Genomic DNA, 19,470 nt, shown 5'->3' with positions numbered 1-19,470 from the left:
GTGCCGGACATGGGCGACAAGGGCCGGTTCGACGAGTGGGAAGCGCGACTGTGGGAGCGGCTCGCCGGGCTGCTGCCCACGACCGAGGACGCGGGCAGTTTCCGCGACAGCCGCGAGATCGGCGAGCAGGAGGCGGGGATCTGGTTCCTGCTCGAGCGGCTCACCGCCCTCGAACTACCGGTCGACGAGACGACAGCGGCCGAGATCGAGGTGCTCGCCGAGCACTGGGGTGAGCGGGCCTCGGTGCACCACCGCATCGACGCCTGCGCCAGGGACCGCGACCGGGCCGCCTCGGTGCGGCTGGTCCCCGACAGCGAGGCCGTGCCCGGCGATGCCCGCGCGGCCGGGATCACCGCGGGCCCGGTGGCCCGGATGACGGTGGTGCCGTGGATCGAGTGCACGCACTGCCCGAGTGTGCTCTCGCGCGCGCACGCCGAAGACGCTCCCGGCCTGCCCGGCTACCTGGCCGCGCGCTACCTCGTGTCGCGCCCGGACCGCGACGTTCCCGACATCTACGCCACCACCGACCTGCTACACGCGTTCGAGTCGGTCCTGACCTGCGGCTGAGCGCCGACCCGGCATCCACCAGTTCGCCGAACCCATCAGCTGCACCAGCGCGGGCACCAGCAGCATGCGCACCAGGGTCGCGTCCAGGATCAGCGCGATGATCATGCCGATGCCGAGCAGGCGCATGGGCGTGAGCGGCGACAGCGCGAAGGCGCCGGTGACGAGCACCAGCAGCACGGCCGCCGCGGTGATGACACGCGCGGTCTTGACCGTGCCGACGCGCACGGCGGTGATGGTGTCGGCGCCCGCGCGATGCGCCTCGGCCATCCGCGACAGCAGGAACACCTCGTAATCGGTGGACAACCCGAACACCACCGCGACGATCAGCACCAGCATCCCCGCGGGCAGCGGCCCCGCGCTGACACCGAGCACCTCGGCGAAGTGACCGTCGATGAAGATCCAGGTGAGCACCCCGAAACTGGCGCCCAGACTCAGGAACGCCATGGCGACCGCCTTGAGCGGCAACAGGATCGACCGGAACGCGACCGTCAGCAGGACCAGGGTGGCCAGCACCATCACCGCGATCATCACCGGCAGCCGATCGACCGTGGAATCGACGGTGTCCAGCGTCGCCGCGGTGTCGCCGCCGACGCCGAACGTGGTGCCCGCGGGCGGTTCGAGCGCGCGGAGTGCCCGCACGGTGGCGGTGGCTTCCTCGCTGCGGTCGGCGCCGGTGAGGAAGGCGTGCAGTACGACGAAATCGTCGTCGCGGCCCTGCTGCAGCACGTCGCTGACACCCGGCACCGTCTCGACCGCGGCGAGTGCCTCGGCCACGGCCGCCGATTGTGGTGGCGTGCCGTCGATTCCGCGCAGCAGCACCGTCGCCCCGCTCGCTGCCGCGGGGAACTTCGCGGTGAGTTGTTCTGCGGTACTGCGCATCTCGCTGTCGGCCGGCAACGCGCGCTGGTCGACTTCGCCCAGCCGGATACCGGTGAGCGGGGCCGCCAGCAGGAGCAGGATCGCACCGACGACGATCGTCACCGTGCCCGGTCGCCGCAGCACCGCATCGACGACCCGGCCCCAGAACCGTTCGGTGCGGTCGGTCGGCTTCGCCCGGCCGATCCGGGCGCCGCAGAGCATCAGCAGCGCGGGCAGCACCGTGAGCGACAGACCGGCGGCGAGCGCGACCGCGGCGACCGCGCCGATACCGAGGGAGCGCAGCACCGCCTGCGGGAAGACGAACGTGCCGGCGAACGCGCACATCAGCAGCAGCGCCGAGAAACCCACGGTGCGCCCGGCGGTCGCGTAGGTGCGGGTGACGGCGGCGGTGACATCGCGGCGCTCGGCGTACTCCTCGCGGAACCGGTTCACCAGGAACAGTCCGTAGTCGATGGCCATGCCGAGCCCGAGCAGTGAGGCGATGTTCACCGCGAAGGTGGTCACCTCGGTGAACTCGGTGAGCAACCGGATCGCGCCCAGGGAACCGGCGACCGCGAGCATGCCGACGACCACCGGCAGCGACCCGGCGAGTACGCCACCGAACACCAGGACCAGGATCAGCAGCGTCAGCGGCAGCGAGATCGACTCCGCCACAATGAGATCGCGCTGAGAACGCTCGATGATCTCGGTGTTGAGCGCGCTGTAGCCCGACAGCCTGGTCTCGACATCGGGTACGCGCAGCGCCGCGGCGATCGCGGGATAGGCGGCGATACGCGCGGTGTCGTCACCGGCGGTGAACACCACCGCCACCGCCTGGCGCCGGTCGGCCGAGACGAGGAAGTTCTTGCGCGGCGGGATCGCGGTCCAATAGCTGTCCACCGGCTGGGCCAGCAGCGCCGGATCGATCCGGGCGAACGCTGCGCGGACCCGGGGGCCGAGGTCGTCGACGGTCGAGCCCGCAGGGGCGGTGTAGAGCGCGACCACATCCGGGCTCTGTGGCCCGAGATGTTCGGTGACCAACCGGTCGACGAAGGCCGACTCGCTGTGCGGATCGGCGAAACCACCCGCGCTGAGCCGCTCGGTGACCGTGGCACCGTAGGCCGCGCACAACCCGATGAACACCGCGACCACGATCAGCACGGCCCGCGGCCGCGCGACGACCAGGCGCGCCGGCACGCTCACCGGCGTGAATCCGGTACGGGCAGATCAGCTTCCAGCACGGCCACGATCCGGTCCAGCAGCGCCTCGAGCCGCGCTTCGATCCCGGCGCCGTTGCGCGCCGACACGGTGAGCTCGGTGTGCCCGTCGAACTCGGTGAGCCCGAACAGCAACGGCATCGCGACACTGTGCTGGGGCAGCACGAACAGCCCGGTCGGCCGGAAGCCGGGGACGGCCAGGTCCGCGCCGGTGAAGCGGCCCATATGGGAGACGGTGGCCGAGGCCAGGTTCCGGCCCAGGCGCGCGCCGAGCCAGTTGGTGGTGTGCAGGACCCCGCGGTTCACCGCGTCGGGGACGAGGGTGATCTTGGTGTTGGCCAGCTGGTCGAGCTCCCTGCGGTCGTGCAGCCCGGTCTTGATCTGTTCCTTGATCCGCGTCCAGTCCTGGCCCGGGGTGATGTCGAGGAACAGCGGCAGCGCGAGATTGGCGGTGGACCGCAGGTCCGGGTCGTGCCTGCGCAGGTCGACCGGCATCATGATCCGGGAGGTGCCCTTGGTCTCGGCGGCCAGCAGCGCGCAGACCCGCGCCACCGCGCCCGGCCCGGTGGCCTCGATCCGCCGGTGCCGCAGCAGATGCCGGGCGAGGCCACGCCGCTGCCTGCCCCGCCCGACCGCACTTCGGAAACGCGGCACCATCGGTGTCGGCCTGCCGGGTGCGCCGACCCGGCCGACGAGTTCCTGATCGGCCACCGGATCACCGAAGGGGACCGGTACCTCGCCGCGCAGCGCGCGCAGCACATTGCTCGCCCACAGCACCATGCCCATCCCGTCCATCACGCCGTGGAAGACGCGGAAGACCAGGGTCACCGGCGCACCGGTCAGCAACAGCACCTCGACCGTGCTCTCCGGGGTCGGGCCGATCGGGCTGACCAGCACCGGATCGGCCTCGAGCGCCGGATAGCCCAGGCGGTGACCGGGCATCACCCGCACCGCGGGCGTGATACCGGTGTCGACCCACTCGGCGCCCTGACGCATGAGCCGCGCACCGGGTGTCACCGCGGCCGCCGTCGCCACCGCGCGGCGCAGACGGTCGGGGTCGATGTCGCCCTCGCCGGGGACGACTAGCTGCATGAGGAACGGCGGCGCCAGCTCGCGCATCGGGAAGTACATGCGCTCGGTGGTCGAGACGGGACGGCGGAAGACGGTGCGGGCGTTCATGTTTGCCTTCGGGGTCGCGCGGTGACTATCGCAGGGTCCGGGTGAGTGTCTCGATACCGCCCTGGGCGTCGAGCCAGCGCAGGAACCGGAGCAGCCCGGTCTCGCGGTCGACGACGGGTGCGTAGCCGAGATCGGCCCGGGCGGCGCTGGTGTCGTAGGTGGCGGTGCGGGTCATCAGCGCGACGGCATAGCGCGACAGCGGCGGCGACCAGCGGTTCGCGACGGCGGGAATCCGCCACACGGTCTCGATGGCCGTCACCACGGCGGCGAGCACCCGCGGGTTCGGCCGCCGCGACGGCGCGGCGTAACCGAGCTCCTCGGCGACGTCACCGAGGAAGCGCCACACATCGGTCTGCTCGGCGTCGGCGATGAAATAGGCCTTGCCGCCCAGGATGTCCGCGGTCGCCGCCAGCCGGCAGGCGTGCACGATATTGTCCACGTGACACAGCGAGGCCTCGATCGCGCGGCCGGCGGACAGGTCGGGCAGCCTGCCCTCGGCGGTGCGGCCCAGCAGCCGGATGATCGGGCCGGAGCGATCGCCTGCACCCCAGATCGCGCGCGGCCGCAAGGCGACAGTGGTGAAACCTGGTGCGTCGGCCGCCAGCACGGCGCGTTCGGCGGCGGCCTTGGTCTCGGAATAGAAATTGAGATAGTGCCGCGGATACGGCAGCGACTCGTCGACCTCGCGCTGGTCGCCGCCGTCGCGGTCCATCAGCGCGCTCGGGCTGGAGACGAAGACGAACCGGCCCGCGCCGCCGCGGCGGGCGGCGTCGAGCAGCAGTTCGGTCGCGCGGACGTTCTCGGCCCAGAACCGGTCGCGGGTGCCGCGCTCGTCCACCCGGGCCGCGCTGTGCACGACGACATCGCGGCCCGCGGTGGCCGCCACCAGCGACGCCGCGTCGGTGAGGTCGCCGTAGACGACCTCGACCTCGTCCAGCGCCGCGCCGAGATCGTCGAGCACGCTGGTGCGCCGCACCAGGATCGACACATCGTGGGTGCCCTCGGCGACCAGGGCGCGCACCAGCGCGCCGCCCAGGAACCCGGACGCGCCGGTGACCAGGATCTTCATCGACGCGACTCCAGCTGCTCGGTCGCCCAGCGGGCGAGGTCTTCGCGGCCGATCTTGGCGTTGTGCCGGATGTCGACCGGAAAGCGGGGGTGGATCAGGAAATCGGTGATCGCGGTGACGGTGTCGACCTCGACGGCGCGGGTACGTAGCCGGGTCAGCGCCGCGCCCGCGTCGGCGCCGGTCTCCAGCTCGACGCAGAGCACGGGACGTTGCGCGTCCGGCGCGCCGACGCCGACGAGCGCGGTCCGCGACACCCCGGGCACCACATTGAACACCTGCTCGACCTGCACGGTGAACAGCGGTCCGCGCGCGGTCCGCACCCGCTGACTCTTGCGGCCGCAGAACCAGATCCGGCCCTGCTCGTCGATCCAGGCCAGGTCGCCGGTGCGATGCCAGATCCGGTCACCGTCGGTGATCTTGCCCGCCGTGTTCGCCTGCTCGGGCCAGTAATAGCGGGTGCTCACATTGGGTCCGGCCACCACCAGCTCGCCGACTTCCCGGTCGCCGGTGAGCACTTCGGCGCCCGCCCAGCTGGGCACCGGCGCGTCGGTGATGCCGAGCAGCCGCACCTCGATCCGGTCGGCCGGGCGGCCGATGCAGGTGCCGTCGCCCTGATGCGCGCGCTCGACCAGGCCGTCGAGCAGTTCACGCGACTCGATGGTCGACATCGGCAGCGCTTCGGTCGATCCGTAGCCCGCGTAGATCTCGGCATCGGGGCGCAGGACCTCGCGCAGCCCTGCCACACACCAGTCCGGCACCGGCGCGCCACCGGAGAACACACTGCCCAGCGACGACACCGGCGACGGGTGCGCCCGCAGGTGTGCGAGCAGCGGGATCAGCAGCGCGGGCGAGGCGAACAACGTGCGCACCTCGAAGCGTTCGATGGCGTCGACCACGTGCGCGGGGTCGGTCGAGCCGACCTTGCTTGGGATCAATGGCGGGAGCACACAGCGGGAGCCGAGCAGCAGATCGAGCACACCCACCAGCGGCAGGGTGATCAGCGAGGTTTCCGGCGGGGTGTTGCCGCGCGCGGTGTGCACCTGCTCGACCATCGCCGCGAGGTTGCCGTGGGTCAGCTCCACCGCCTTGGCCGGACCGGTGCTGCCGGTGGTGAACCCGATGATCAGCACCTCGTCGCGGGAGGCGGGCTGCCGCGCGGGCAGCACACCGGCCGGGGTGCGGCCCCAGGACCGCAGCGTCGGCCCGCCCCAGAACCAGCGGCGTCCCACCGTCACGGTGGTCCGTACGTGCCGGAAGCTGCGGGCGAACAGCACCCGCAGCGTGTGCGCGGGCGGAATGCCGATGAACGCCTCCGCCTCGACCGCGCGCAGGCAGTGCACCATCCGGCGCACCCCCATGCCCGGATCGATCACCACCGGCACCGCGCCGATCTTCAACAGCGCGAACAGGGTCGCGTAGAGCTCCGGGCTGGGCAGCACCAGCACGATGGTGCGGGTCCCGCTGCCGACACCCGAGGCCAGCAGCTGCTCGGCGATCGCGTCGGACCACTGATCGAGTTCCTGATAGGTGATCCTGCGGTAGTCCGGCAGGCCGGCCGGGGTGGTGCCGTCGGGGTAGATCACCGCGGGCCGGTCCGGTTCGGCGCGCGCGAAGCGCCGGAAACCGTCGATGGTCTCCCAGTAGGTCGCGGTGGTCACGCGGTCTCCGCGGGCAGCCGGTAGCGCGTGGCCGCGGCCGAGGGGCCCGCACCGGCCGCCACGAACAGCACGTCGCGGTAGCCGCCCAGCGCGGCCGCGGCGACAGCGCGGTCGTAGGCCAGCGGCAGGGCCGCGGTGTGTGGATCACCGGCGGACAGGTCGGGGGTGCGCACCGCGTCCTGGTCGATGCCCAGCGCGTCGGCGAGCAGCTTGGGGAACTGCGGGCTAGGTGTCGAGGCGATCAGCGCCACGCCCGCGCGGTCGCCGCCGGCGAGGGCGGCCTCGGCCACCTCGACGGCGACGGCCAGCACCCGCTGTTCGAAATCGGGGTCGCGCTCGATGGTCATGAGGCTGCGCCCGACGGTGCCCATGGTCGCGGTGTCGACGTAGGCCTGCTCGGCGGGGGCACCGGGCGCGGTCGCGGTGTGCACCGGGCCGAATCCCTCGGGACCGTCGACCTGCTCGAGCAGCAGCGCGGCACCCGCGGTGGCATAGGGGAATGCGGCGTCGGCGGCCGAGCGGGTCAGCGACGGATGGGTGTCGCCTGCCACGATCAGCACGTGCCCGGTGCTGCCGGTGCTCAGGATCGAGCCGGCCACCTGCACGGCGTTGAGGACGCCGACCGCGCCGTTCATCAGGTCGAAGGAGAAGGTGCGCGGGTCGGTCCTGGTGTAGTCCAGGCCGATGCCTGCGGCCTTCTGGATCAGCGCGGCGACCGCGGGCTCGACGGTGTTGGAGTCACGGAAGATGCCGGTGTTGATCAGCACGCCGACCTGATCGGGACGAATTCCCGCGCGGGACAAGGCTTCCCGGGCCGCGCGGCCGCTGTGTTCCACAATGCTGTGGGTATCGGTGGCCGTGCTGGTGCCGGTGGCTCGGATACGTACGCCCATGACGAACCTCAGACCTTCAGGGAGGAGATGGTGGTGGACAGGAACCCGGCGACGACACCGGAGGCGGCCGGGACCATCAGCAGCTTCGACCCCGCCGCGATGTTCTGGTCCGACAGCTGATCGTGCAGCACGATGAAATGCGAAGTGGTGGAAGTGTTTCCGTACTTCTCGATCACATTGAGATCCGGCGGCATCGGCGTGCCGAACTCCCGCGCGGCCACCGCGTTGAGGTACGGCACCGCCGCGGCGCCGAACTGGTGGTGGATGATGTAGTCGAATTCCTCGTCGGCGAAACTGCGCCCCTGCCCCTCCAGGAAGGTGCCCTGCGCGTCCGGCCAGAGCATGAACCGGGCTTCGTTGTGCATCTTGCGGTTGTCGGTGTAGAGCGCGACACCCGAGGACTTGTCACTGGGCATGCCAAGGCACAGGTGGGAATGCTCGGCGGCGGTGAGCAATTCGATGTAGTGGATCTTGTCGGCGTCGTCGACGGCCTGGTCGAGGATCACCGCGCAGCCGGAGTCACCGACCGACAGCGAGGCGAACTGCAGGTCGTACTTCTCGGAGATCTCGTGCACCGCGGTGTCGGCGATCGGGGTGATGGATTCACCGCTGACCACCATGCCGTTGCGGACCACGCCGGAACGGATCATCCGGTCCAGCAGGTAGGTGCCGGTGAGCATGCCCGCGCAGGCATTGGAGACGTCGAAGGTGATCGCGGCCTCGGCGCCGAGACGCTTGGCGATGCTGGAGGCGAAGGACGGCTGCATGTACATGCGGGTGCCCTGGTCGCTGCGGGTGATCGAACAGGAGATGATCACCTCCAGTTCGCCCGGCGCGTACCGGGACCGGGACAGGCAGTCCTGTGCGGCCTTGATCGCCAGCGCGAAGGAGTCCTCCTGGTTCTCCGGGGTGGTATCGCGCACCCGGCGGTGCCCGATACCGGTGATCCGTTCCAGATCGAACGACGGCGGAACGGCGAGGCGCGAAATCAATTCGGCGGTGGACACACTGTTCGCCGGAAGATATGCGCCGATGGACTCGAAACGCGAATGCGACACGGGTACTCCTGAATACGTCGGAAGGGCGCCTTGGGCGGGTTTCTGATCGTCGACGCGACCGAACGCTACCGGAGAGTAACCGTGTGACCGATGACGAAGGCCGGCGCGCATCCGATGTGACCCACCACGGATCGCGATATGTGTAACCAAGCGTTTCGTTCAATCGGCTATTCGAATTGTCCTGCCTTCACCTTGCCGGACAGGCGAATTCGAGATCATGGCTATGACCTGGCTATCTGCTGTTCCACTGACTTTGGCGGGACGTGTGTGCCTCGGTATGGTTGTTCTGTCGTGAGGGACCTCACGAAAGGGCGGCAGGGGAATAGGTTTCGCCGTCCGGAACACTTTGTACGCCCGACCAAACAACCGCGTGGAAGTTTGTCGCAGGAGGAAATCGTTCGATGCAGTGGGTCGAGGACCGACCGACCTGGCGGAACCGGCCGAAACTTCGCAACGTTCGATCCGCACCAACCCTGGACCAACCTTGTCCACCCATAGTGTCGGGCAACCCGACCACACGTCGAGAACCTGCAAGGAGTGCACCATGCTTCACCACGCCGGGTCAGCCACGCACCGCCATCGCGCCGTCGCGGCCACCGAGGACGCCGACGACGTCCTGCAGCTGATGACCGCCATGCACGGCCCCGTCGTTCTCTATCTGGCACCCGACACCGACGGCCACACCCCGAACTGTGTGCGCCGCACCGAATTCCGGCCCGCCCCCGGTGACACCCTGGTCGGCCGCACCGCCTGGCACACCGAATTCTGGATGGCCGAGCCCTTCCAGGCCGGCATCGACGACATCGACCTCAGCATCGACGTACGCAGCGCGCCCGGCACCGACCGCCGGTCGGCGTCGCTGGAGACCAGCTGCGGTTTCCGGTTCGCGCTGCGGATCCACGCCGAGCCCGACGCGCTCGTCGGCGAGGCGTCCTAGGGAATTCTGGCCATCCCACCGAGCATCGACACCGCTTCGCGGCGGGGATGCGGGCGCCATTCGGTGGGCCGCCAATCGATCACCGACGTGACACCGGGCTCGACCAGCTCCAGTCCGTCGAAGAAACGGGTGAACTGCGCGGCCGACCGGCCGCGGAAAGGAACTCCGCTGCGCCGGTTGGCCTCGATGGTCGCCTCGAGATCCTCGACGGACAGGTGATCGTTGGTGGCGTGGGTCAGCGTCAGGAAACTGCCCGGCGGCAGCGCCGCGCACAACTCGGCGACCACGGCGTAGGCCTGCGCGTCGTCGGTGAGGAAGTGCAGTACCGCGCACAGCATCAGCGCCACCGGCTGCCCCAGATCGAGGGTGCCGGTCAGGGCCGGGTTGGTCAGGATCGAGGCCGGGTCGCGCAGATCGGCGTCGATATAGGCCGTCGCCCCGCTCGGGGTGCTGTCGAGCAGTTCACGCGCGTGGTAGAGCACGATCGGATCGTTGTCGACATAGACGACCCGCGATTCCGGGGCGATCTCCTGGGCCAGCTCGTGCACATTGCCCACGGTCGGCAACCCGGTACCGATATCGAGGAACTGCCGTACGCCTTCGACGCGCACCAGATGGTCGACGGCCCGGCGCAGGAAACGGCGGTTCTCCAGGACGGCGAAATGGATGGAAGGGAACGCCTGCGCGACGGCGTCGGCGGATTTGCGGTCGGCCTCGAAATTCGCCGAGCCGCCGAGCCAGTAGTCGTACCGACGGGCCGGGTGTGGTGTGGTGACATCCACCCGGTCGGCAGCGGATTCGAAGTCCACCGCGCCCTCCCTTTCTCTCGACTACCGTTTCGGCCATGCCGTTGCAGTACAGCCCCTATGACTTCGACGTCCACGCCGATCCCTACCCGTACTATGCCAGGTTGCGTTCCGAAGCCCCCGTCTACCGTAACGAGGTCGATGATTTCTGGGCGTATTCGCGCCACGCCGACGTCCTCGCCGCCCTGCGCGACTCCGACCGATACTCCAGCGCCAACGGGCTGCGCATGGAACCCGCCTTCTGGGGACCGCAGGCCGAGAAGATGTTCTCGTTCGTGGCGATGGACCCGCCCAAACACACCAGAATGCGCGAACTGGTCGTGCGCGCCTTCACCCAGCGCCGGGTCCGCGAACTCGAACCGCGAATCCGCGAGATCGCCCGCGATACTCTGCGGCCGCTGCTGGCCAGCGGCAGCTTCGATCTGATGAGCGAATTCGCCGGTCCGTTCCCGACCGAGGTGATCGCCGAACTGGTCGGCGTGCCCGAAGCCGACCGCGAGCTGGTGCGCAAGCTCGGCATGGAGATCATGTACACCGACGCCGAGTCGACCGATCTGCGGCCCGAGGCCATGCAGGCGATCGGCGCGCTGGTCGGCTACTACACCGAACTGACCATCGCGCGCAGTCAGCAGCGCACCGGTGACCTGCTCTCCGGCCTGCTCGACGCCGCCGACGGCGACGACCGGCTCAGCCCGGAGGAGATCGTCGGCGTGCTGATCCTGCTCGTCGGGGCGGGCATCGAGACGACCATGCTGACCCTCGGCAACGCCTGGTACAGCGCCGCGACTCATCCCGAACAGCGCAGGGCCGCGTTCGGCGGCCGGATCGACGACTGGATCGCGGAATCCATGCGCTACGACCCGGCCACCCAGACCCAGCTGCGCACCACGACCACCCCGCTGGAACTGCACGGTGTCGCCGTCCCGGCCGGTGCCCGGATCCTGTTGCTCACCGGTTCCGCGCACCGCGACGAGACGGTCTTCGCCGATCCCGACACCTTCGACCTCGACCGCGACACCAGCGCGTCGCTGGCCTTCGGTTCGGGCAGGCACCACTGCCTCGGGGCGAACCTGGCGCAGCTGGAACTGCGGGTGGCCCTGCAGGAAATCGTCTCCGCCGTCGCCGATTACGAGATCGACACCGGCAACGCGGTGCGTATCCACTCGTCCAACAATCGCGGATTCGCCGCGCTGCCCACCACGGTCACGCTGCGCTGAGCCTCGCGTAATGACCGATTCGTTCCGATTCGCTCGGGGCGCTGCAGCGCCCCGGGCGGGCCGGTAACATCGCTGAACGGACCGGAAGGTCCAGTCCAGCAACATGTTTCGCCGTGGCTGCCGGGAGTGGGTCCGCGGAACACCGGTGATCGAGAGGCTTCATGGTGGAATCGGTGACGAATCGGTGGGTAATCGATCCGACGGGGGAGGACATCCAGGGCGAGGTCGCCCAGCTCAGGGAGCGCGGCCGCGCCACCCTGGTGGAGCTGCCGGGCGGCGTGCCGGCCTGGTCGGTCACGGACGCGGCGCTGCTGGAGAAGCTGCTCATCGACCCGCGGGTGTCCAAGAACGCGGCGCAGCACTGGCCGCCGTTCGTGGCGGGGGAGATTCCGCCGGACTGGCCGCTCTACCTCTGGGTCGCCATCCCGAACATGTTCACCGCCTACGGTGCCGAGCATCGCAGGCTGCGCCGCCTGGTGGCACCCGCGTTCACCGCGCGGCGCACCGAGGCCATGCGGGAGCAGGTCGAGCGCATCACCGCCGAACTGCTCGACGCGCTCGACGAGGTGCCGGCGGGCGAATCCATCGATCTGCGTGAGCATTTCGCGTATCCGCTGCCGATCCAGGTGATCTCGGAACTGATGGGTGTGCCCGAAGCCCTCGGGCCGGGCCTGCGCACCTGTGTCGACGGGCTCTTCGACACCACGCTCAGCCCCGAGGAGTCGCAGGCGAACTATCTCGAGATGTACCGGATCCTCGGGGAACTGGTGGCCCTGCGGCGCGAGCAGCCCGGCGACGACATGACCAGCCTGCTGATCTCGCAGCGCGACGACGACGGCGACGACGCCCAGCTCACCGAGGAGGAGCTGATCGCGACGCTGCTGCTGGTGATCTCGGCGGGCCACGAGACCACGGTGAACCTCCTGGACCAGGCCATCACCGCCCTGCTCACCCGGCCCGAGGTGCTCGACAGCGTGCGCGCGGGCACCATCAGCTGGCCGGATCTGGTCGAGGAGACCTTGCGGTTCGAGTCCCCGGTGGCGCATCTGCCGTTGCGCTTCGCGGTGTCCGACATCGAGATCGACGGCGTGCGGTTCGCCCAGGGCGAGGCGATCCTGGCCGGTTACGCGGGCGCGGGTCGCGATCCGCGGCGGCACGGCGCGAGCGCCGACGAGTTCGATCCGGGCCGGGACAACCTGTCCCACATGGCATTCGGGCACGGCGCGCACCACTGCCTCGGGGCGCCGCTGGCGCGGCTGGAAGCGCTGGTCTCGCTGCCCGCGCTGTTCGAGCGATTCCCGAAGATGACCCTCGCGGTGCCGGTCGGCGAGCTCGGCGCGGTGCCGAGCTTCATCTCCAACGGGCATCGCCACCTGCCGGTGTTCCTCGACGGCGAGTAGCGCGTACCTCCGCTCGGCCGGGCGTACCCGGCCGAGCGGAGGGCTCAGAAGGGCATCGGCAGCGGTGGTGACTTGGGGAACACCACCGGCAAGCCGGCCAAAGCGCGGTGGAAAGGCCCTGGCCGCCAGACCAATTCGGCGACGGGCACGGCCAGTTCGATCTCCGGCAACGCGTCGAGCAGCTGCTCGATCACTTCCTGCACGATGAGGTAGGCGGCGGATTTGGCCGGGCAGCCGTGCGGGCCGGTGCTCCAGGCCAGATGGGCGCGGTTGTCCAGGAACGCGCCCGACCCGATCGCCGGATCGTTGTTGCACGCCGCCATGCTGATCACGACCGGCTGGTGGGCGGGCAACCACACGTTGTCGACCAGGATCGGCTGCCGCGGGTAGGTCATGCAGAAATTGGCCAGCGGAGGGTCGGTGTAGAGCACCTCGTCGAGGGCATCCCGGGTGGACAGGCTGCCACCGAGCAGGCTGCCCGCGAAACGCTGATCGGTGAGCATCAGCAGCACCGTGTTCAGGACGAGGTTGAGCATGGGCTCGATGCCGGCGCCGTACATGGTCAGCAGCTGGTTCATCAGCTCTTCGTCATTGAGCTGGACCGGATGCTGCACCAGCCGGGTGGTGATGTCGTCGCCCGGTTCGCGCTGCTTGAGCAGGACCAGATCGTAGAGCGCGTCCTCGAACATCTGCGCGCCGGCGACCGCGGTGTCGCCGCCTTCGAACACCTGCGCCATCCCGGTGGCGACCCGCTCACCGAGATCGGCGGGAACACCGAGCATGGCGTTCATCGTGGTGAATATGACGGGGTAGGCGTATTGGCTGAGCAGGTCGGCGCTGCCGTCGGCGCAGAAGGTGTTGATGACCGGCATCGCGATCCGCTCGACCCGGCTGTGCAGCTGGTAGAGGTCGACACCGGCGAGGCCGGCCACGGTGACCTGGCGATACCGGGTGTGCTCGGCGCCCGCGGTGCGCAGCGCGTTCGGGCGGTAGCACAGCATCGGCTTCACCGGGCAGTCGTCCGGGATCTCGCGTTCCCACATCCGTGCGTCGGCGGGGAAGTGGTCGGGATCGTTGAGGATCTCGACCGCGGTGCGGTAGCCGATCACCAGGGTGGCGGGCACCCCCGGCACCAGGTCGACCGGAACGAGCGAACCGAACCGGCGCCGCATGGCCCGGTAGGTGGCTTGCGGATCCGCGGCGAACTCCGGCGAATACAGCGGCACCCGTTCGCCGTCGCTGAGCGGAGCCGGCGTCGTTCTGGTCGGTTCGGCGGAGGTCTGGGGCATCACAGCACGTACTCCTGTCGTCGGAGACAGCGATCGGTCGTCGCGCTTCGTCGCGCAGCCGCGGCGGATGTGCTCGCGGGGTGCAGCTGGTGGAGCCGTCGACTCGTGCACAGCGAATACCTTGTCCTGCAACCTGTTTCAGTTCTGGACTCGGTGAGCCGACCTTCCGGCACACGGTATCAGGCGGTGGGATGGATGTGAAAGGTTGTGGTGCGGTAGGGGATTGGCGCACCGTTCTCGCCCACTTCATGTCCTTCGTGGGCTGCCCGCTCGGTCTGCAGTGCGCCGCGCGGGGCACAATGCAGGCAAGGCCTGGTTCACCATGAACAGCCCTGTCGGTGACCGCTTGTACCGTGGCGGCGTGGTCGAAAACGAGATGTCGGTGGCGCGGCGGCCGATCCCCGAGGGATATGCCGGTGTCGTCGAAGAAGAACGGCAGGCGCTGTGGCGGCTGGTCGAGCGGGCCCGGCGCAGCGCCGGTGACCAGGCTCGGCTGCGGGAACTCGCCGCGCTGGCCCTGGTACGCCTGGCCGAGGGCGACGACCGGGCGCTGGGCAATCTCGACGCGCACGTCGGCGATATCACCGCCGAGCTCGACCAGGTCTTCGACACCGCCTTCCCGGTCACCGATCCCGGCGACATCACCGATCTGCTCGTCACACCCTGGCCCTCGGCGCACCGCCGGGCCCTGCTGGCCCGCTACCTGGATCGCGATGTGCGCCACCATCTGCTGCTGGACGAGATTGCCGAGCGGGCCGTCACCGCGGGCGATGTCGCCCTGCTGCGCGTGCTCGTGTCCACTCCGCTCGGGCGACTGGCTCGCCCGTCCGTCGCCCGAATCCTCGAGGCGCTGTACCGGGCGGACGCACTGGACGCCGCGGTCGTCGAACGGGCCTTCACCGACGACCGCTTCCTCGGCTACGCCATCGTCGGCCGTAGCCCGGACGGCAGCCGCACCGGTGCGCCACTGGCCTGCGCGGATGTTGTTCGAGAGCTGGTCGACTCCTACACCTGGCGGCTGGTCCGCGATCCGGTGCCCGCCGCGTGGGACCACCTGCCGCGCGCGATCGCGCCGCGTGGTCTGCGTTTCGTCCAGCTCGCCCTGGGCTGGCGGGGCGAGCCACGCGCGGCCGAACACTTCGGCGCCGCCGAGCTGACCGAGGCCGAGCGCGCGGAACTGACCGACCTGCTGCGCACGCGCCCGGTCGACGAGCAGCGCCGGGTGTTCGAGTGGCGCCGCCGCGCCGGCGATCCGGACGCGCTGCTGCCGCTGTTCGGGCTCGGCCACGGCGCGGAGCTGCTGCGCCTGATCCGGGCGCTGCCCGCCGAGGTGGTCCGCCACGACCGGGCCGCGCTGCTGAGCGCGATCGAGCAGGCCGGTGCGGATACCGCGCGCCGCATCCTGGCGCTGGAGCCGAACGAGATCGTCTCCGCGGTACCCGGGTGGAACCGGGCGCAGGTGACAAAACGGGTGAAAAACAATGCGCTGCAAGGGATCGCGGCCTTCGGTATACTGCCGCTCGGCGCCGGCGAAACCGTCCTCGACCGCTACCTGGCGATCCGTGAGATCGCCCGGCGTGGTGCGAAATTCGGCCCGAATCGCCGGATCAGCCATGGCGCCGCGGTCGCGGTCGCTCTCGATCACCTGGCCCAGGTGGCCGGTGCCGAGGGTGCCGACCGGCTGGAATGGGACTGCGAGGCGCGGATCGCGACGGCAGTGCCCACCGGCGCGACCGTCGGCGACTACCGGATCACCGTGCGGTTCACCGGCGCCGATCCAGGGCTGATCGTGAGCCGGGCGGGCAAGGAGCTGAAATCGGTGCCGTCCGCCGTGCGCGCCGACCCCGCCTACCGGGAACTACGCGCCCACCAGGACCTACTACGCGACCAGGCGCGCCGGATGCGGACGGGTCTGCTGGAACGTCTGGTCGCCACCGCGGGCACACTGACGCCCGCGGAACTGAGCCGGCTGCTCACCCTGCCCGCCGGGGCGGCGATGCTGCCCGCGCTGCTGTGGCGCGACCGTGCCGGCACGATCGGTGTGCTCGACGAGATCGACCGCACCGGACCGGTCACCGCGGTCCACCCCCTGGACCTGCGGGAGGGCGGACTGCTCGACCGATGGCGCGAGGAGCTGCGGCGGCGCGAGGTGGCGCAACCCGTGGAACAAGTGTCGCGCGCGTTCTTCGTCCCGACCGCCGAGGAGCGCGACGGCGATACCTCGCGGCGCTGGGCCGGGCGCACGGTCGAGGGCCAGGTGGCGGTGCCGATGTTGTCCGCGCGGGGCTGGTCCACCCACGACGAGTACCGGGAGTACCCGGCGACCAAGCCGGTCGGCGACGGCCTGACCGCGGCCTTGCGCTGCGTGTTCTCCGGCTATATGGCCCAGTCCGAGGTCGAGCTCGGCGAGCTGCGGTTCCTGCGCGGCGAGGTGGTGGTGCCACTGTCCGAGGTATCTCCGGTCGTCTTCTCCGAAGCACTGCGCGACCTGACGCAGATCGCCGCGACCCGGCCTGGTCCGCCAGTCGGGTAGGCGCCCTCCTGCCCTCGCGGCGAGGCCCGGCGAACCTGTTCGCCGGGCCTTTCTCGTCGGAAAGTACCCGGGACGTATATCCCATACAGGTCGGTGATGTCGGCGAATCGGCCAACTTTTTCTCGGCTGTTACCGGAGTTGTCCTGGTTTCGTCCGAGGTATTGACCTGGACGCGGCGTCCCACATACATTGCAGTGACATGGTGTCTCAGATATCTGGGACACGCGGGCTACGGGAGTGCGTACATGACACAGAAGGTGTTCGTCGTCGGCGTCGGGATGACGAAGTTCGAGAAGCCGGGTGCACTGGAATGGGACTACCCGGACATGGCCAGGGAAGCGGGAACCAAGGCCCTGGCAGACGCCGGCATCGGCTACGAGCAGGTCGAGCAGGCCTACGTCGGTTACGTCTACGGCGAGTCCACCTCGGGACAGCGCGCGGTCTACGAACTGGGCATGACCGGTATTCCGGTCGTCAACGTCAACAACAACTGTTCCACCGGCTCGACCGCGCTCTACCTCGCGGCCCAGGCGATCCGCGGCGGACTCGCCGAATGCACCCTCGCCCTGGGCTTCGAGAAGATGCAGAAGGGCTCGCTCGGCTCCACCTACGACGATCGTGAACAGCCGATGATGCGCCACCTGCTGGCGCTGGCCGAACTGCAGGAATTCGCGATGCCGCCCGCGCCGTACATGTTCGGTGCCGCGGGCAAGGAACACATGCAGCGCTACGGCACCACCGCCGAACAGTTCGCCCAGATCGGCGTCAAGAACCACAAGCACTCGGTGAACAACCCGTACGCGCAGTTCCAGACCGAATACAGCCTCGAGGATGTGCTCGGCGCCAAGCAGATCTACGGACCGCTCACCAAGCTGCAGTGCTCGCCGACCTCCGACGGCTCCGGCGCGGTCATTCTCGCGAGCGAGGACTTCGTCGACCGGCACAACCTCGCCGACCGCGCAGTCGAGATGGTCGGCCAGGCCATGGTCACCGACCTGAGCTCCACCTTCACCGACCCGACCGCGATCAACCTGGTCGGCGCGGACATGTCGCGCACCGCCGCGCTGCGGGTCTACGAGCAGGCCGGTATCGGCCCCGAGGACCTCGACGTCATCGAACTGCACGACTGCTTCTCCACCAACGAGCTGCTCACCTACGAGGCGCTCGGCCTCTGCGCGCCCGGTGAGGGCGGCCGCCTCGTCGACGACAAGGCCACCACCTACGGCGGGCAGTGGGTCGTCAACCCCTCCGGCGGTCTCATCTCCAAGGGACACCCGCTCGGCGCGACCGGGCTGGCCCAGTGCAGCGAACTCACCTGGCAGCTGCGCGGCACCGCCGACGCCCGCCAGGTCGACAACGCCCGAATCGCCTTGCAGCACAACATCGGACTCGGTGGCGCGGTCGTGGTGACCGCCTACCGGCCCGCCGTCCGCTGACCACCCCACCTCGAATCCACCAGGAGCAACTCATGGCATCCGTTTCCGTTTCCACCGATCTTCCCGTCACCCCCGAGCAGGCCTGGGCGCGGCTGAGCGACCTTGCCAAGTGGGACGAGTGGCTGACCATCCACGAGGGCTGGCGCAGCGAGCTGCCCGCCGAGCTGAGCGCGGGCGCGCGGTTCATCGAGGTCGTGTCGGTGATGAATATGGCCAACAAGATCGAGTGGACCGTCGCCGAGGTCGACCCGCAGAAGTACCTGAAGATCACCGGCACCGGAATGGCCGGTGTCACCGTAGAATTCGCGCTCGAGGTGGAACCCACCGCGACCGGTTCCTCGGCCAAGTTCGACGCGAGCTTCAAGGGCACCATGATCGTCGGCCCGATCGGCAAGGCCGTGGCCAAGCACGCCGAGGCGGACCTGAAGGCCTCGATGGCCAAGTTCACCGAACTCGTCGGCTCGGCCGCATGACCACCTCGGATCCGGCGGCGGTCGTGTTCGACGGCGCGGCGCTGGGCCAGTGGACCGACGAGGAGCGGTTCTCGGTGACCGCCGAGCGGATCGCGGAATACGCTGCGGCGACCAATGATCCGATCGAGGCGCACCGCAGCGGGCAGATCGCGCCGCCGGTGTTCGCGGTGGTGCCGGTGTTCACCTCGATGGCGCCGGCCGCGCTGTCGGTCGCGCCGGTCGAGCTGCTGATGAAGCTGGTACACGGCGAGCAGGACTTCCGGTTCCACCGGCCGATCGTGGCCGGGGACGAACTGGTGGTGCGGGCCAAGCCGATCGGGTACGTGGGCAGACCCAACGGCTCGACAGTGGTCATCTACGCCGAAACCCGGGACGCGGCAGGGGAATTGGTCAACGAGCAGTGGATGACGGCGTTCTTCCGCAAGGTCGACGCCGGACCGGGCGAAGGGGAGCAGGCGCCCGGCCATCGCCTCACCGAGGCCGACCGGGCGAGCGACCCGGCCGCGGCAGTCACCGCGCACATCGACGAGGACCAGACCTTCCGCTACTCACCGGCCTCGGGCGATCCGATGCCGATCCACCTCGACGACGAGATCGCCAGAATGGCCGGACTGCCCGGGATCATCAACCACGGCCTGTGCACCATGGCGTTCACCTCATGGGCCGCGCTGACCGAACTCGCCGGCGCCGACACCGCGCGCCTGCGCAGGCTGGCCGTGCGTTTCGCCAAGCCGGTGCTGCCCGGCCAGGACATCACCACCACCTTCTGGGGCCTCGACGACGGCGCCTACGCCTTCGAGACCGAGGCGGCGGGCGAGATCGCGATCACCGACGGCCGCGTCGAATTCAACGGCGTCGAATTCAACTAGGGAGAAGAAGA

16 protein-coding genes are annotated in these 19,470 nt (G+C 69.5%); 8 read left to right on the top strand and 8 right to left on the bottom strand.

The window, feature by feature from the left end:
• Nucleotides 1-9: 9 nt before the first annotated feature.
• Complete coding sequence (locus ACFXK0_RS25735; RefSeq protein ID WP_379413418.1) at nt 10-567, top strand: hypothetical protein; 558 nt, start codon at nt 10-12, stop codon at nt 565-567.
• On the opposite strand, the gene ACFXK0_RS25730 is transcribed toward ACFXK0_RS25735, so the two are convergent.
• The 6 genes from ACFXK0_RS25730 to ACFXK0_RS25705 are packed head-to-tail and all read right to left on the bottom strand — an operon-like array spanning nt 532 to nt 8,499.
• A complete protein-coding gene (locus ACFXK0_RS25730; RefSeq protein ID WP_379413417.1) occupies nt 532-2,628 on the bottom strand; it encodes an MMPL family transporter in 2,097 nt (698 codons plus the stop codon). The genes ACFXK0_RS25735 and ACFXK0_RS25730 overlap by 36 nt on opposite strands.
• Nucleotides 2,625-3,821: a peptide synthetase gene (locus ACFXK0_RS25725; protein ID WP_379413416.1), complete on the bottom strand. Its 1,197-nt coding sequence runs from the start codon at nt 3,819-3,821 to the stop codon at nt 2,625-2,627. The genes ACFXK0_RS25730 and ACFXK0_RS25725 overlap by 4 nt, the downstream gene beginning before the upstream one ends.
• A gap of 25 nt (nt 3,822-3,846) precedes the next feature.
• On the bottom strand, nt 3,847-4,890 hold the full coding sequence (locus ACFXK0_RS25720; RefSeq protein ID WP_379413415.1) for an NAD-dependent epimerase/dehydratase family protein: 1,044 nt from the start codon (nt 4,888-4,890) through the stop codon (nt 3,847-3,849).
• On the bottom strand, nt 4,887-6,548 hold the full coding sequence (locus ACFXK0_RS25715; RefSeq protein WP_379413414.1) for a fatty acid CoA ligase family protein: 1,662 nt from the start codon (nt 6,546-6,548) through the stop codon (nt 4,887-4,889). Before ACFXK0_RS25715 ends, ACFXK0_RS25720 begins: the two co-directional genes overlap by 4 nt.
• Nucleotides 6,545-7,441, bottom strand: a complete 897-nt coding sequence (locus tag ACFXK0_RS25710; protein WP_379413413.1) for a hypothetical protein — start codon at nt 7,439-7,441, stop codon at nt 6,545-6,547. The genes ACFXK0_RS25715 and ACFXK0_RS25710 overlap by 4 nt, the downstream gene beginning before the upstream one ends.
• 8 nt (nt 7,442-7,449) lie before the next feature.
• Entirely contained in the window at nt 7,450-8,499 is a 1,050-nt protein-coding gene (locus ACFXK0_RS25705) for a 3-oxoacyl-ACP synthase III family protein (protein ID WP_379413412.1), read from the bottom strand.
• Nucleotides 8,500-9,043: 544 nt separating this feature from the next.
• Here ACFXK0_RS25705 and ACFXK0_RS25700 point away from each other — a divergent pair.
• A complete protein-coding gene (locus tag ACFXK0_RS25700; RefSeq protein WP_379413411.1) occupies nt 9,044-9,436 on the top strand; it encodes a DUF779 domain-containing protein in 393 nt (130 codons plus the stop codon).
• Here the strand turns inward: ACFXK0_RS25700 and ACFXK0_RS25695 are convergent.
• Nucleotides 9,433-10,245, bottom strand: a complete 813-nt coding sequence (locus ACFXK0_RS25695; protein WP_379413410.1) for an SAM-dependent methyltransferase — start codon at nt 10,243-10,245, stop codon at nt 9,433-9,435. The two genes, ACFXK0_RS25700 and ACFXK0_RS25695, sit on opposite strands and share 4 nt — an antisense overlap.
• 35 nt (nt 10,246-10,280) lie before the next feature.
• Between ACFXK0_RS25695 and ACFXK0_RS25690 the strand changes: the two genes are divergently transcribed.
• Nucleotides 10,281-11,459: a cytochrome P450 gene (locus tag ACFXK0_RS25690; RefSeq protein ID WP_379413409.1), complete on the top strand. Its 1,179-nt coding sequence runs from the start codon at nt 10,281-10,283 to the stop codon at nt 11,457-11,459.
• Between the two features lie 161 nt (nt 11,460-11,620).
• Nucleotides 11,621-12,859, top strand: coding sequence for a cytochrome P450 (locus ACFXK0_RS25685; RefSeq protein ID WP_379413408.1), 1,239 nt, complete (start codon nt 11,621-11,623; stop codon nt 12,857-12,859).
• 44 nt (nt 12,860-12,903) lie between these two features.
• Here ACFXK0_RS25685 and ACFXK0_RS25680 read toward each other — a convergent pair whose 3' ends face one another.
• Nucleotides 12,904-14,148: a cytochrome P450 gene (locus tag ACFXK0_RS25680; protein ID WP_379413407.1), complete on the bottom strand. Its 1,245-nt coding sequence runs from the start codon at nt 14,146-14,148 to the stop codon at nt 12,904-12,906.
• A 361-nt stretch (nt 14,149-14,509) separates the two neighbouring features.
• Here ACFXK0_RS25680 and ACFXK0_RS25675 point away from each other — a divergent pair, with 361 nt between their 5' ends.
• From ACFXK0_RS25675 to ACFXK0_RS25660, 4 genes are all read left to right on the top strand, one after another.
• Complete coding sequence (locus ACFXK0_RS25675; protein ID WP_379413406.1) at nt 14,510-16,681, top strand: DUF4132 domain-containing protein; 2,172 nt, start codon at nt 14,510-14,512, stop codon at nt 16,679-16,681.
• Between the two features lie 245 nt (nt 16,682-16,926).
• Nucleotides 16,927-18,117: a lipid-transfer protein gene (locus tag ACFXK0_RS25670; protein WP_379413405.1), complete on the top strand. Its 1,191-nt coding sequence runs from the start codon at nt 16,927-16,929 to the stop codon at nt 18,115-18,117.
• Between the two features lie 32 nt (nt 18,118-18,149).
• Nucleotides 18,150-18,590 (top strand): SRPBCC family protein, encoded by a 441-nt coding sequence (locus ACFXK0_RS25665; protein WP_379413404.1) that lies wholly within the window; start codon nt 18,150-18,152, stop codon nt 18,588-18,590.
• Nucleotides 18,587-19,459, top strand: a complete 873-nt coding sequence (locus ACFXK0_RS25660; RefSeq protein WP_379413403.1) for a MaoC/PaaZ C-terminal domain-containing protein — start codon at nt 18,587-18,589, stop codon at nt 19,457-19,459. The genes ACFXK0_RS25665 and ACFXK0_RS25660 overlap by 4 nt, the downstream gene beginning before the upstream one ends.
• Nucleotides 19,460-19,470: the final 11 nt, after the last annotated feature.

Origin of the sequence: Nocardia sp. NPDC059177 (assembly GCF_042755165.1) — a bacterium.
GTDB lineage: Bacteria > Actinomycetota > Actinomycetes > Mycobacteriales > Mycobacteriaceae > Nocardia.
This window is presented reverse-complemented; position numbering and strand designations above follow the sequence as displayed.

Bases quoted from the DNA above. Each gene is read 5' to 3' on its own strand.
- ACFXK0_RS25735 (WP_379413418.1), top strand. From the start codon at position 10: ATGGGCGACAAGGGCCGGTTCGACGAGTGGGAAGCGCGACTGTGGGAG.
- ACFXK0_RS25725 (WP_379413416.1), bottom strand. From the start codon at position 3,821: ATGAACGCCCGCACCGTCTTCCGCCGTCCCGTCTCGACCACCGAGCGC.
- ACFXK0_RS25720 (WP_379413415.1), bottom strand. From the start codon at position 4,890: ATGAAGATCCTGGTCACCGGCGCGTCCGGGTTCCTGGGCGGCGCGCTG.
- ACFXK0_RS25710 (WP_379413413.1), bottom strand. From the start codon at position 7,441: ATGGGCGTACGTATCCGAGCCACCGGCACCAGCACGGCCACCGATACC.
- ACFXK0_RS25700 (WP_379413411.1), top strand. From the start codon at position 9,044: ATGCTTCACCACGCCGGGTCAGCCACGCACCGCCATCGCGCCGTCGCG.
- ACFXK0_RS25690 (WP_379413409.1), top strand. From the start codon at position 10,281: ATGCCGTTGCAGTACAGCCCCTATGACTTCGACGTCCACGCCGATCCC.
- ACFXK0_RS25685 (WP_379413408.1), top strand. From the start codon at position 11,621: ATGGTGGAATCGGTGACGAATCGGTGGGTAATCGATCCGACGGGGGAG.
- ACFXK0_RS25680 (WP_379413407.1), bottom strand. From the start codon at position 14,148: ATGCCCCAGACCTCCGCCGAACCGACCAGAACGACGCCGGCTCCGCTC.
- ACFXK0_RS25670 (WP_379413405.1), top strand. From the start codon at position 16,927: ATGACACAGAAGGTGTTCGTCGTCGGCGTCGGGATGACGAAGTTCGAG.
- ACFXK0_RS25665 (WP_379413404.1), top strand. From the start codon at position 18,150: ATGGCATCCGTTTCCGTTTCCACCGATCTTCCCGTCACCCCCGAGCAG.
- ACFXK0_RS25660 (WP_379413403.1), top strand. From the start codon at position 18,587: ATGACCACCTCGGATCCGGCGGCGGTCGTGTTCGACGGCGCGGCGCTG.